Origin of the sequence: Bacillus sp. CCB-MMP212 (assembly GCF_022748145.1) — a bacterium.
Classification (GTDB): Bacteria; Bacillota; Bacilli; order Bacillales; family Bacillaceae_G; genus Bacillus_A; species Bacillus_A cereus.
On record NZ_JALDQE010000012.1, the window covers coordinates 44,975 to 59,023 of the forward strand.

The following is a 14,049-nucleotide window of genomic DNA, read 5'->3' on the forward strand; positions in this document are numbered from 1 at the left end:
AGAAAAGGGAGAGATTGAAATGGAAAAAGTACAACAAACAATTCGCGCGCCAAGAGGTACAGAGTTACAAACGAAAGGTTGGGTGCAAGAAGCAGCACTTCGAATGTTAATGAACAATTTAGATCCTGAGGTAGCTGAAAAACCAGAAGAATTAGTTGTATATGGTGGAATTGGCCGTGCAGCTCGTAACTGGGAAAGCTACAATGCAATCGTAGATTCATTAAAAACGTTAGAAAGCGATGAAACGTTACTTGTTCAATCAGGAAAACCAGTTGCCATTTTTAAATCACATGAAGACGCGCCGCGTGTTCTGTTAGCGAATTCAAACTTAGTACCAAAATGGGCGAATTGGGATCACTTCCGAGAACTAGAGAAAAAAGGACTTATGATGTACGGACAAATGACAGCTGGTAGCTGGATTTACATTGGAACACAAGGGATTCTACAAGGAACATATGAAACATTTGGTGAAGCAGCTCGTCAACATTTCGATGGTTCATTAAAAGGTACATTAACACTTACTGCTGGCTTAGGTGGTATGGGTGGTGCACAACCTCTTGCTGTAACGATGAATGGCGGTGTTGTCATTGCTATTGATGTAGATAAGCGTAGTATCGATCGTCGTATTGAAAAGAGATATTGTGATAAGTATACAGAATCATTAGAAGAAGCATTGGCTATTGCAAACGAGTATAAAGAGAAGAAAGAGCCTATTTCAATTGGATTATTAGGCAATGCAGCAGAAATTTTACCTGAGTTAGTAGATCGTAATATTATCCCTGACTTAGTTACGGATCAAACATCTGCTCATGACCCATTAAACGGTTATATTCCAGTAGGTTATACGTTAGAAGAGGCAGCGAAACTTCGTGAAGAAGACCCAGAACGTTACGTACAATTATCAAAAGAAAGCATGACAAAACATGTAGAAGCAATGCTTGCAATGCAAGAAAAAGGCGCAATTACATTTGATTATGGAAATAACATTCGTCAAGTTGCTTTCGATGAAGGCTTGAAAAATGCATTCGATTTCCCAGGATTCGTTCCAGCGTTTATTCGTCCATTATTCTGTGAAGGAAAAGGACCGTTCCGCTGGGTAGCACTTTCTGGTGATCCAGAAGATATTTATAAAACAGACGAAGTAATTTTACGCGAATTCGCTGACAATGAGCATTTATGTAACTGGATTCGTATGGCACGTCAACAAGTGGAGTTTCAAGGGCTTCCATCACGTATTTGTTGGTTAGGTTACGGTGAGCGTGCGAAGTTTGGCCGCATCATTAATGAAATGGTGGCAAATGGTGAATTATCAGCACCAATCGTAATCGGTCGTGACCATTTAGATTGCGGATCAGTAGCATCTCCAAACCGTGAAACAGAAGCGATGAAAGACGGTAGTGATGCAGTAGCAGACTGGCCAATTTTAAATGCATTAATTAACAGTGTAAACGGTGCAAGCTGGGTGTCTGTTCACCACGGTGGCGGCGTTGGTATGGGTTATTCACTTCACGCTGGAATGGTTATCGTTGCAGATGGAACAGAAGCAGCAGCAAAACGTATTGAGCGCGTATTAACTTCTGACCCTGGTATGGGTGTTGTTCGTCACGTGGATGCTGGATATGACTTAGCTGTGGAAACTGCGAAAGAAAAAGGCGTTAACATTCCAATGATGAAATAAGGAGGAGAAAACATGCTGGACACTTTACTAATAAATATTGGTCAATTACTAACAATGGATCAAGAAGATGGCTTGTTAAGACGGGAAGCGATGAACACGCTTCCTGTTATCGAAAACGGTGCGGTTGGAATTGAAAACGATGTAATTACTTTCGTTGGAACAGTGGAAGAAGCGAAAGGACTTCAGGCGAAAGAAGTTATTGATTGCGGCGGGAAAATGGTTTCTCCTGGTCTTGTCGACCCGCATACTCATCTTGTATTTGGTGGATCTCGCGAAAATGAAATCGCACTAAAATTACAAGGAGTTCCGTACTTAGAAATTTTAGAACAAGGCGGAGGCATTCTTTCGACTGTAAATGCAACGAAACAAGCATCGAAAGAAGAACTTGTTCAAAAAGCGAAATTCCATTTAGACCGTATGTTATCTTTCGGAGTTACAACTGTAGAAGCGAAGAGTGGTTACGGATTAGATGATGAGACGGAATGGAAACAATTAGAGGCAACTGCACAATTACAAAAAGAGCATCCGATCGATTTAGTTTCCACATTTTTAGGTGCTCATGCAGTTCCGAAAGAATATAAAGGTAGATCGAAAGAATTTTTACAATGGATGTTAGACCTACTACCAGAAATGAAAGAGAAGCAATTAGCGGAATTCGTTGATATTTTCTGTGAAACAGGTGTGTTCTCTGTCGAAGAGTCAAAAGAGTTTTTATTAAAAGCGAAAGAGCTTGGCTTTGATGTGAAAATTCATGCAGATGAAATCGACCCTCTTGGTGGTGCGGAAGCAGCGGCAGAAATCGGTGCAGCATCAGCAGACCATTTAGTTGGCGCTTCTGATAAAGGAATTGAAATGCTTGCAAACTCTAATACAGTAGCCACTTTATTACCAGGAACAACTTTCTATTTAAATAAAGAAAGTTTTGCTCGCGGTCGTAAAATGATTGATGAAGGTGTTGCAGTTGCGTTAGCTACAGACTTTAACCCAGGTAGCTGTCCAACTGAAAATATTCAGCTTATTATGAGCATTGCGATGCTAAAACTGAAAATGACACCAGAAGAAGTTTGGAATGCTGTAACGGTTAACTCATCATATGCCATTAACCGTGGTGATGTAGCTGGGAAAATTAGAGTTGGTCGTAAGGCAGATTTAGTTTTATGGGATGCTTACAATTATGCTTACGTACCGTATCATTACGGCGTAAGTCATGTGAATACAGTATGGAAGAATGGTAATATTGCATATACAAGAGGTGAACAATCGTGGAGCACGGCCACTATTTAAAGAAAAATGCAAAGTTTATTGATCGTGAAGTGACAAAATGGAGTGAGATGATTAAAGATTGGGAGGAAGGCGTAGAAATATTCGGTGCTGCTTTAATTGGAGCACCCCTTTCTAAACCATCTATTAGTCATTCAGGAGCAAGTTTTGCTCCAAAAACAATTCGAGCGATGTTAGATGCATACAGCACATATGCAATTACAGAAGAACACGATATGAAAGAAAGTGTCTTATATGATTGCGGCGATATTACGATGCATGTGACGGATATAAAAGAAAGTCATAACCGAATTGCGAAAACAGTTGGTCATGTAACGAAAGTAAATCCGAACATGATACCAATCGTTCTTGGTGGTGACCACTCGATTAGTTTTCCGAGTATAACAGGCTTTGCAAACAGTAAAGGAAAGGTCGGGATTATTCAATTTGATGCTCATCATGATTTACGTAATTTAGATGATGGAGGCCCGTCAAATGGTACACCATTCCGTAGTTTACTAGAAAATGATGTCATTACAGGGAAACAACTTGTTCAAATTGGAATTCGTAATTTTGCTAACGCACGTACGTACCATGAATATGCAATAGAGCATGGCGTAACAGTGTATACAATGAAAGACGTACGAGAGCGAGAAATAAAAGATATTATCACGGAAAGTATTGAAGTGTTAAGAAAACAAGGTGTGACTTCTATTTATATTTCTCTTGATATGGATGTACTAGACCAAGCGTTTGCACCAGGTTGTCCAGCAATTGGGCCAGGTGGAATGGATAGTACGACTTTACTAGATGCGATTGAATTCCTTGGTAAAGAACCGCTCGTTCAAGGGATGGATATAGTAGAGATTGATCCAACTCTTGATTTCAGGGATATGACGAGTAGAGTAGCAGCGCAAGTGATTATGAGTTTTCTTTTAGCGAGGGAAATAGTTAGTAAGCAGGTTAGTATATAGACGGAAAAGTAGATCTTTATCTATGCCTTATCAAAAACACATTACTACTCAAATGTAGTAATGTGTTTTTATGTTAAAAGAGAATGAATGTGGGTGCAACCGTTAATAAAATTTCGGGTTTTTATAGTGTGTTATGTAAATTTAATTTCTTGCTTTTGAAGTATTGACGCGTAAAATAATTTTATGATAAAATAAAAATTTTGCTAAAAAACTAAAAGTGTGTTAAGCTTGAGAAGGTTACCATATATGGAGGTGGATTATTTGTTTCAAATTGGCGATAACATTGTTTATCCAATGCAGGGAGCAGGTATAATTAAAGCCATAGAAGAGAAGGAAGTCTCAGGAGAAAAACAACAGTATTATGTTATAAAAATGTCGGCTAGTAATATGGAACTAATGATTCCAGCAGGGAGAATATTGAATTCGAATATACGACCAGTGACGGATATAACCGCATTAGCACACATAATGGATATTTTTCAACATGGGGAATCAGATAGATTACTTACGTGGAAACAAAGGTATAAATTGAACACTGATAAAATAAAGACGGGTAAAATGCAAGAAGGTGCTGAAGTTGTGCGCGATTTAATGCGTATACAGAAAGAAAAAGCACTTAATGCAAGCGAAAAGAAGATGTTAGATAACGCATATGAATTTTTGATTAGTGAACTGGGATTAATTGAAGGTATCACAGAAAATCAGATAAAAAGCTTTTGTTAAGGTTCATTACAAATAATGTATTATATCCCAAAAAAGATCTTGAATTTTTTGGGAACATAATTATAGAAAATTTATCATTTCAAAGACATTCAACTCTTTCAAACCACTTTTAGAGCATTACCTCTATTGTTATTACTACAATCAAATCCATTTTTATTTTTTAATTTCATTTATGAATGTTCGAAGTTTAATTGAATACTTCGATAAAATAGTTACTTGATTTTTGCAATCCTGATTCACACTGGCACGGACGAGGAGCCGTAAGGATGAAAGAGAGGTAGGGCTTTCATTGTTTTAGGTATATAAGTTATTATTTTTAGAAGAATACTGAACCATATTCACTTCTATTGATAAGGTATTTTTTATATTAAAGAGATAAACGAATTGACAGCCATATATGGTCAACAAAAAAGGTTTCCTTCTAAGGAAACCTTTTTTAATATTATTTATAGTATTTTATTTTTTTGATATTCGAATTTTTTATTGTAAAGTCGTAAAAATTGACGTTACTATCTAAAAGTAAGTATGATGCGATTATAGTAAGATTTTTTAGGGGGAAGAAAAATGACAAGTTCAAGTAATAAAGCAGCGAGTATTTATGAAGGAACAAATGTAAATGCTGGGGGATTTTTTGAAAACGTTGAAGAAACAAAGTTGTTTGATCCAATTCAAATTGGAGCTTGGTCTCTTCGTAATCGTATAGCGATGGCACCGATGACAAGATGCTTTGCAGATAATGAAACTGGAGTAGTTGGTGCGGATGTAGTGGAGTACTACAGAAAACGTGCTGCGGATGGAATTGGACTAATTATTACAGAAGGAATTGTCATTAGTCCGAGAGCAAAAGGAAACCCAGGAGTACCAGGTATTTATACACAAGAACAAATCGATTCTTGGAAACCTGTTACAGAGGCAGTACATAAAGAAGGCGGGACGATTATTGCTCAAATATGGCATGTTGGGCGTATGAGTCATCATGAAATAATTGGTGGTCAAATGCCACAAGCACCGTCGGCTATCGCTGCAGAGGGAAATGTTCCACGCTTTCGTAAACCGTTTGATACGCCAGAAGCAATGACGTTAGAAGAAATACAAGAAGTGATCGGTCAATACGCACAAGCTGCGAAAAATGCGATCGAAGCTGGATTTGATGGAGTAGAAATTCACGGTGCACACGGATATTTAATCGATCAATTTACGTATGAGTTTGCGAATAAGCGAACAGATAAATATGGCGGTAATTTAAAACAAAGGTTAACGTTTATGAAAGAAGTAACGGCGGCTGTAATAGAAGCTGTTGGAGCTAATAAAACACTTCTTCGTTTCTCTGCTTTCAAAGGTGATAATCCTACTTATATGTGGGAAAACCCTGAGTTTGCAATTGAAACGTTCATAAATATGTTTACAGAGGTTGGATTAACGATGATCCATCCTTCAACGATGAATTATACCCAAGAGATTGCTGACGGAAAGAATTTTCATCAACTAGTAAGAAAATATTGGGATGGTACGATTGTTGGGGTTGGTAATTTAAATCCGAAAGAGGCCGAAGAAGCGTTGCAAGAAGGAACGATTGATGTAGCGGCATTCGGAAGACCGTTAATTGCTAATCCAGACTTTGTTCATCGAATTAAACACGCTGAAAGTTTAGTTGAATATGACGCGAAAGAGCATCTTGCTACGTTAGTATGAATAAAGATAAAAGGAGAACACATCTAGTGTTCTCCTTTTATTATGGAATTTCATAGGGGGAAGCGGGATGAGTGAAACGCTACTCGTTATTATTAGTATATTACTATTTTTAATGTTGCTTTTAATCGTCTTTTTTATCATTACATTTTTTATAAAAAAACGAACACATCATTCTATTTTAAAATTACATCCGTACTTAGGAAGAATGCGCTACTTACTGGAAAAGATAGGGCCTGAATTTCGACAATATTGGTTTGATCATGATACGGATGGAAAGCCTTTCTCACGTTATGATTTTCAAAGTGTTATGTTTTTAGCGAAATATCGCTCTGAAATACTTGGTTTTGGATCAAAACGAGATTTTGAAGCTTCTGGATATTATATTGCTAATACATTATTTCCGATATTAACGGAGGAATTAAGTGTGAATCTCACGCAAGAGCGAGAGGGTAAAAAGTACGTGATTCATAAAGAAGGGTTATTTTCAAGAAGAGAAAAATTGACAGCGGATACAACGAATCTTTGGCTGTACGAAGAAGATGATGCAATTATAGTCGGTGAGAACCGTAAATATCCGTGGAAGCTACATGGCATGTTTGGTGCATCTGCGACTTCTTATGGTGCGATTGGAGAAAATTATATTTTAGCGAGTGGTCTTGGAGCAAAAATGGCAGGCGGATCGTGGATTAATACGGGTGAAGGTGGCGTTATTCCAGAACATTTACATACAGGAGCGAATATCGTTGCGCAAATTGGTCCAGGGTTATTTGGATACCGTGATGAAGACGGTAATTTTTCAATGGGAAAATTCATGGAGAAAGTGAAAGAAAGTAATATTAGAGCATTCGAATTGAAATTTGGGCAAGGTGCTAAAATACGTGGTGGTCATTTAGAGGGGCAAAAAGTAAATGAGAAAATTGCGTTTGTTCGCAACGTCCGAAAGGGAGAGACGATTAATTCACCGAATCGATTTTCATTTTTAAAGAATGCAGCGGATACACTTTATTTTATTCAACAGTTGCAAGAAAGCGGCGGTAAACCAGTTGGAATGAAAATTGTAATTGGTCAGCAGAAGCCTTTGGAAGATTTAATAAAAACAATGAAAGAACTAAACATTTATCCAGATTTTATTACAATAGACGGTTCAGAAGGCGGATCAGGGGCAACGTATAAATCGATGGCAGATTGTATGGGACTGCCGCTTATTCCAGCATTACTTACATTTATCGATACAGCAAACCATTATGGTGTCCGTAACAAGTTTAAAGTATTTGCATCGGGTAAATTAATCACACCAGATAAAGTGGCGATTGCTTTAGCGATTGGGGCGGATGCTGTAAGTTCAGCCCGCGGATTTATGATGGCAAGCGGCTGTATTATGGCCCTTCAATGTAATTCTGGCCAATGTCCATCTGGTGTAGCCACGACGAATCCGCATTATCAAAAAGCGTTAGATCCGTATGAGAAGAAGTGGCGAGTCATGAATTATATTATTAGTATGAGATATAGTTTATTTTCATTAGCAGCGGCAGCGGGAGTGAAGAGCCCGCGCCATTTAAATAGAGAGCATATTGTGTTTAAAGACGAGGTGGGGAGAGTAGTTCCTCTTTCGGAATTGTTTCCTATAGTAAATCAAACCTAAAAGTATATTTGATATGTAAGATTTTTTAAAGGAATAATCATATTTTTGGAAAAATTAGGAGTATAATAGGGAAGTATTTTTAAAAATGACTATTTTTAGGGAGAGATTCACTTGCAGCAAGGTTCTTACAGTATTACAATTTTTTTACTCGTCATAGGGCTCGTTATATTTAGACGCATGCGCTCTATGAATCGACCAATTAATAATAAAGGAAGACGACTACTATTTCCATTATTTTTCTTATTACCAGGTTTTTCTTTATATGCTGCACCGATACAACTTGCTGATTGGCAAATTGGTATAGCTGCTGGGATCGGACTGTTATTGTCAATTCCACTTATTATTTTAAGTGGGTATGAAGTCAGAGAAGATGGTCAAATTTATGCAAAAAAAAGTATCGCTTTTATTGCTACATTTTTAGTTATCGTTCTTTTACGTGCTTATTTTAGAAGACATTTACAAGGTTTAGATCCAAAGTCAATCGGCATTCTTTTCTATACTCTTGCGGTTTGTTATATAGTACCTTGGCGTATTGGATGCTATATGAAATTTCGTAAAGTATACGTAGAGAAAGCGAAAATTGAGACGTCAATAAGCTAAAAGTCATACATTTGTATGGCTTTTTCTTTTAAAATTTATCGGGTAAACGAATAAAAATAAGGTGTGAAAAAACACTGTTTAATTTTCTGAATATTATTACTTTAATTTCTTAAAAAATCATTGTAATCCACTGGGATAAAGGCGTTTATAAAGGTTTTCACATGTAATGAAAAGTGCTCGTTCACTTGAAAGAACAAAAAATGTTTGTTAAGGTAGGGAACCATAAGCGAAAACAAGAAAATAGAAAAAGTCATTTTTCGAAATTTTGAATGGCTTATGGAATAAGGGAGAGATTTGGTGAAGATTGAAATTATGGTTTCGCTTGCTATTTATATGGCAGGTATGTTGTATATCGGATATTGGTCTTATAAGAAGACATCCGATTTATCAGATTATATGTTAGGTGGAAGGGGACTCGGTCCAGCAGTTACAGCTTTATCAGCTGGTGCTTCTGACATGAGTGGTTGGATGCTAATGGGATTACCTGGTGCGATGTATGCAACAGGATTATCAAGTGTATGGATTGCGATAGGTTTATTAATAGGTGCTTATGCAAACTATTTAATCATTGCCCCACGTTTACGAACGTATACAGAAGTGGCAAATGATTCAATTACGATTCCAGACTTTTTAGAGAATCGGTTTAAAGATCGTACGAAAATACTTCGTTTTGTCTCCGCTATCGTCATTTTAGTATTTTTCACATTCTATGCGTCGGCTGGTTTAGTTTCAGGTGGACGTTTGTTTGAAAATTCTTTCAACCTAGATTATAAAATTGGTTTATTTGTAACAGTGGGTGTCGTTGTTGCGTATACACTATTCGGTGGCTTTCTAGCCGTAAGCTGGACGGACTTTGTACAAGGTTGTATTATGTTTATTGCGCTTGTACTAGTGCCAATTGTTGCTTTTACGGATGTCGGTGGTGTAACAGAAACATTTAATACGATTAAACAAGTCGATGCATCGCATTTAGATATGTTTAAAGGGACCACAATACTTGGCATTATTTCATTTTTAGCATGGGGACTTGGGTATTTTGGTCAACCGCATATTATTGTCCGTTTTATGGCAATCACCTCTATTAAAGATTTAAAGACTTCTCGTAGAATCGGTGTCGGTTGGATGACAATTTCAATTATAGGTGCAATGCTTACTGGTCTAATTGGTATCGCTTATTATGCTAAAAATAATGCGACATTGCAAGACCCAGAAATGGTCTTTGTAACATTCTCCAATATTTTATTCCATCCGTACATTACAGGATTTTTATTATCAGCTATTTTGGCTTCGATTATGAGTAGTATTTCCTCACAATTACTTGTTATTTCAAGTGCAGTAACGGAAGACTTCTATAAAACATTTTTCCGTCGTAATGCAAGTGACAAAGAACTTGTATTTATCGGTAGATTGTCAGTATTAGTAGTAGCTATGATCGCAGTTGTTTTAGCGTATCATCCAAGTGATACAATTTTAACACTTGTAGGTTATGCTTGGGCTGGATTTGGTTCAGCGTTCGGACCAGTCATTTTATTAAGTTTATATTGGAAAAGGACGAATAAATGGGGCGTTCTTGCAGGTATGATTGTTGGTGCAGTAGTTGTTATAGCATGGGTACAAATTCCAAGTTTAAAAGCAATTATGTATGAAATGGTACCTGGATTCTTCTGTAGTTTATTAACTGTTATCGTTGTAAGTTTATTAACGAAAGAACCCGTTAAGGCAGTTCATCGTGAATTTAATGAGATGGAAGCAATATTGGAAGAAGAAACGAAATGATTAGCGAAGAGAGTAAACGAAACTGGCGTTTACTCTCTTTTTATTTAAAATGAAAATAAGGAACTTATTGACAACTAAAAGTAAGTAACTTATAATAAATTTGAGTTCAAGTTAATTTGTACTTTGAATAAAGCTTTCAAATGGAGTAAATATTTTTCGAAAATTATCTCGAATTTGAGATGAATTGACAAGCTGGAAGTTAATGTGTAATTTTGTAATCGATATCTCGAATTCGAGATAAAATTATAATGACGGATTTTACTTTGTAGCATGGACAAAATGAATAATGAATTTAAATGTAAAAGAATTTTTATAATGAAATAAAAAAGGAGTGGAAGAAATGGAAAAGAAAACAATGGGAATCCATCACATTACAGCGATTGTAGGGCATCCACAAGAAAATGTAGACTTTTATGCTGGTGTATTAGGGTTACGTTTAGTGAAACAAACAGTGAATTTTGATGATCCAGGTACGTACCATCTTTATTTTGGAAATGAAGGAGGAAAACCTGGAACAATTATTACGTTTTTCCCATGGGCAGGTGCTCGTCAAGGTATTATTGGGGATGGTCAAGTAGGAATTACGTCTTACGTTGTACCAAAAGGTGCAATGGAGTTTTGGGAAAATAGATTAGAAAAATTCGATGTTTCGTATACGAAAATGACTCGTTTTGGAGAGCAGTATTTAGAATTTGATGATCCGCATGGTTTGCATATAGAATTAGTTGAAAGAGAAGCAGGCGAATTAAATAATTGGAGTTTTGGAGAAGTTACACCAGAAGTAGCAATTAAAGGGTTTGGAGGTGCTGTTCTTTTATCTGCACAGCCTCAAAAAACAGCTGAATTGTTAGAACATATTATGGGTCTTGAGAAAATTGGAGAAGAGGGTGAATTTGTTCGATTCCGTTCTTCTGCTGATATTGGAAATATTATTGATTTGAAATTATCAACAATCGGTCGTGGCCAAATGGGCGTTGGTACAGTTCATCATATAGCTTGGAGAGCGATTGACGATGCTGATCAGCTAGACTGGAAAGAGCATGTGTCGCGTTTTGGATATCACGTAACTCCTGTACAAGATCGAAATTATTTTAACGCGATTTATTTTAGAGAACATGGTGAAATCTTATTTGAAATTGCAACAGATCCTCCTGGTTTCGCTCATGATGAATCGTTAGAGACGATGGGTGAGGAATTAAAGTTACCGGAACAATATGAACAACATAGAAAACAGATTGAACAAACGCTTTTACCATTTGAAGTGAGAAATTTAGATTAAAGTGATTGAAGGGGGAACAGGATTATGATGAAACATGTTTTTCAAAAAGGAAAAGATACGTCAAAACCAGTGTTGTTATTACTTCATGGCACAGGTGGTAATGAATTAGATTTACTACCACTTGCAGAAATAATTGATCCGGAAGCGTCGGTATTAAGCGTTAGGGGAAATGTGTTAGAGAATGGGATGCCGCGTTTCTTCCGCCGATTAGCAGAGGGCATTTTTGATGAAGAGGATTTAATTTTCCGTACGAAGGAATTAAATGAATTTTTAGATGAAGCGGCTAAAGAATATAAATTCGATAGAAATAACATTGTAGCTATCGGTTATTCGAATGGGGCAAATATCGCAGCAAGCTTATTATTCCATTACGAAAATGCATTAAAAGGTGCTGTGCTTCATCACCCAATGGTACCTAGAAGAGGAATGCAATTAGCAAATTTAGCAGGGAAATCTGTGTTTATTGCTGCTGGGACAAATGACCCAATTTGTTCATCAGCAGAGTCAGAGGAATTGAAGGTACTATTAGAAAATGCAAATGCGAATGTAACAATGCATTGGGAAAATCGAGGGCATCAATTAACGATGGGTGAAGTAGAAAAAGCAAAAGAGTGGTATGACAAAGCATTTTAAAAAAAGAAGCATCTGCTAACGATTAGCAGATGCTTCTTTTTTATTTAAGACTGGATTGCAAGATGAGATGAAGAAAGTGGTAGCTCAATATCAACAATCGTACCTTTATTTAATTCGCTTGAAATGTGTAATCTACCATGATGTTCTTCAATTATTTTGTAACACATCATTAATCCTAGTCCTGTGCCTTTTTCTTTTAAACTATAAAAAGGTTCGCCTAGACGGGAGATACGATCTTCAGGAATGCCGCAACCTTCATCGATAATTCGTATTAAGATGAAATTATCCTCTAATGGTTTTGTTTGGATGAAAATATTTCCGCCATTTGGCATTGCTTCTATCGCATTTTTTAATATGTTTATAAACACTTGTTTTAATTGGTTACCGTCACATTGAATATCATATACGTAATCAAAATGATCCATGATGATATGAACGCTATGCATAATTGCAGTCGGTAAAATAAATGTAACTACCTCTTCAATTAAAGTTTGTATGTTACAAGTTTGGATAGATAATACTTGTGGCTTAGACATCGCCATAAATTGACTCGTGATGGATTCCATTTGTGAAATCTCACTTAACATAACATCGATATACCATTTCTGCTCTTCACTTATTTCAGGGAGGAGCAACGTTAGAAAACCTTTTAGAGAAGTGAGTGGATTTCGAATTTCATGGGCAATTCCAGCTGTCAGTTGTCCGACTACTGCGAGCTTCTCTGATTTTCGTAGTAACTTTTCAGTTTCTTTTAGCTCAGTAACATCTCGCCCCATCACGATAAGACCTTTGCGAGAACCATCAGGATGATAAAGCGGAACTTTTGATATACTTAAGATTAGATCGAAATCATCTCTATGTATAATAAATTCCTCGCCATGAAGAATTTGTCTTTGTTGCCATGCTAGTTCATCGATTTCTTCACAATGTAAAAAAGCTTCTCGGTATGCTTCATTATATTGAATGAGTTCGCTATCTTTTTTCCCGTGGTAAGGTACATGATGGAAATTGAAGCAAGAAAGTGCGTAATCATTTGCCTCAAGCCAGCGCCCTTCATGATCTTTAAATATAACAAACGCAGGCATGGAGTTTACTAATGTACGTAATCTCTTCTCACTTTCTTTTAGCATATTCTCAATTCTTTCTGATTTTTCAAGCGGCTTCATAATAGCGTATACGCCAGTAAGACGATTTTGAACAAAAATAGGAACTAGTTTTGTCACAACATCTAATAAGAATCCATTTTTATGATAAATAGATAAGATATACTCTTGTTGATTATCCGCTTCAGTATTCTTTATATTTTGTAATACTTGCTCAGAAATATGGGCTTCTAAAATAGAGGTAATATTTTTCTGTTCTAATTCTAAAGAAGTGTAACCTAATATTCTTTCGGCAGAAGGATTTATATGTAGAATAACTCCTTCTAAATTTAATGAAATAATACTATCAGGATTGTGTTCGAACAGAGATGCGTACATTTCTGTTAATGAACGATCTTGTATATGGTTTCGCAAACGTCTAGAAATGTTCGGATGACGTTTTTTTTGAGTTGGTGAATATTTTTTACGACTCATAATAGTTCCTCCGTACAAATAGCATCTAAAAAGATTTGTCTATTCATAACTATAATATAGATGTAATGTGTATTTCTATAAAAAATGGAAGTTATAGAATAAATTTTGTTTTTTTTATTTTTTGCAAGGTGAATGCAGGATGGTAATAAGGGGAGCTTATATTGTTTTATAAACCTTTTGTAAGTTACAGACGGCTGTTTTCCGTATAACATTAG

The 14,049-nt window shown here is 36.4% G+C and carries 11 protein-coding genes; 10 read left to right on the top strand and 1 reads right to left on the bottom strand.

All coding sequences use genetic code 11. The annotated features are described in order from the left end of the window. The first annotated feature begins 19 nt into the window (after window positions 1-19). The 10 genes from hutU to MRP26_RS25375 all read left to right on the top strand — a co-directional run bounded on the left by hutU (window position 20) and on the right by MRP26_RS25375 (window position 12,257). On the top strand, window positions 20-1,678 hold the full coding sequence (hutU, locus tag MRP26_RS25330) for a urocanate hydratase (protein ID WP_000416936.1): 1,659 nt from the start codon (window positions 20-22) through the stop codon (window positions 1,676-1,678). 12 nt (window positions 1,679-1,690) lie between these two features. Continuing rightward, window positions 1,691-2,962, top strand: a complete 1,272-nt coding sequence (gene hutI / locus MRP26_RS25335; RefSeq protein WP_000887518.1) for an imidazolonepropionase — start codon at window positions 1,691-1,693, stop codon at window positions 2,960-2,962. After that, entirely contained in the window at window positions 2,941-3,912 is a 972-nt protein-coding gene (gene hutG / locus MRP26_RS25340; protein WP_000399836.1) for a formimidoylglutamase, read from the top strand. The genes hutI and hutG overlap by 22 nt, the downstream gene beginning before the upstream one ends. A 261-nt stretch (window positions 3,913-4,173) precedes the next feature. Further along, window positions 4,174-4,635 (top strand): CarD family transcriptional regulator, encoded by a 462-nt coding sequence (locus MRP26_RS25345; RefSeq protein ID WP_014482101.1) that lies wholly within the window; start codon window positions 4,174-4,176, stop codon window positions 4,633-4,635. A 564-nt stretch (window positions 4,636-5,199) separates the two neighbouring features. Next, the gene (locus tag MRP26_RS25350; protein WP_000204578.1) at window positions 5,200-6,327 is read left to right on the top strand and encodes an alkene reductase; all 1,128 of its coding nucleotides are present in this window, start codon (window positions 5,200-5,202) and stop codon (window positions 6,325-6,327) included. A 67-nt stretch (window positions 6,328-6,394) separates the two neighbouring features. Further along, window positions 6,395-7,969, top strand: a complete 1,575-nt coding sequence (locus MRP26_RS25355; RefSeq protein ID WP_000005166.1) for an FMN-binding glutamate synthase family protein — start codon at window positions 6,395-6,397, stop codon at window positions 7,967-7,969. Window positions 7,970-8,080: 111 nt separating this feature from the next. Beyond that, window positions 8,081-8,569, top strand: a complete 489-nt coding sequence (locus MRP26_RS25360; RefSeq protein ID WP_069356086.1) for a cytochrome c biogenesis protein CcdC — start codon at window positions 8,081-8,083, stop codon at window positions 8,567-8,569. Window positions 8,570-8,866: 297 nt separating this feature from the next. Continuing rightward, window positions 8,867-10,345 (top strand): sodium/proline symporter PutP, encoded by a 1,479-nt coding sequence (putP, locus tag MRP26_RS25365; RefSeq protein WP_000687594.1) that lies wholly within the window; start codon window positions 8,867-8,869, stop codon window positions 10,343-10,345. A gap of 340 nt (window positions 10,346-10,685) precedes the next feature. Beyond that, window positions 10,686-11,624, top strand: coding sequence for a ring-cleaving dioxygenase (locus tag MRP26_RS25370; protein ID WP_000412727.1), 939 nt, complete (start codon window positions 10,686-10,688; stop codon window positions 11,622-11,624). Between the two features lie 24 nt (window positions 11,625-11,648). Continuing rightward, entirely contained in the window at window positions 11,649-12,257 is a 609-nt protein-coding gene (locus MRP26_RS25375; RefSeq protein ID WP_000975455.1) for an alpha/beta hydrolase, read from the top strand. Window positions 12,258-12,301: 44 nt separating this feature from the next. Here the strand turns inward: MRP26_RS25375 and MRP26_RS25380 are convergent, their stop codons facing one another. After that, the gene (locus MRP26_RS25380; protein ID WP_000087652.1) at window positions 12,302-13,834 is read right to left on the bottom strand and encodes a BA3702 family sensor histidine kinase; all 1,533 of its coding nucleotides are present in this window, start codon (window positions 13,832-13,834) and stop codon (window positions 12,302-12,304) included. Window positions 13,835-14,049: the final 215 nt, after the last annotated feature.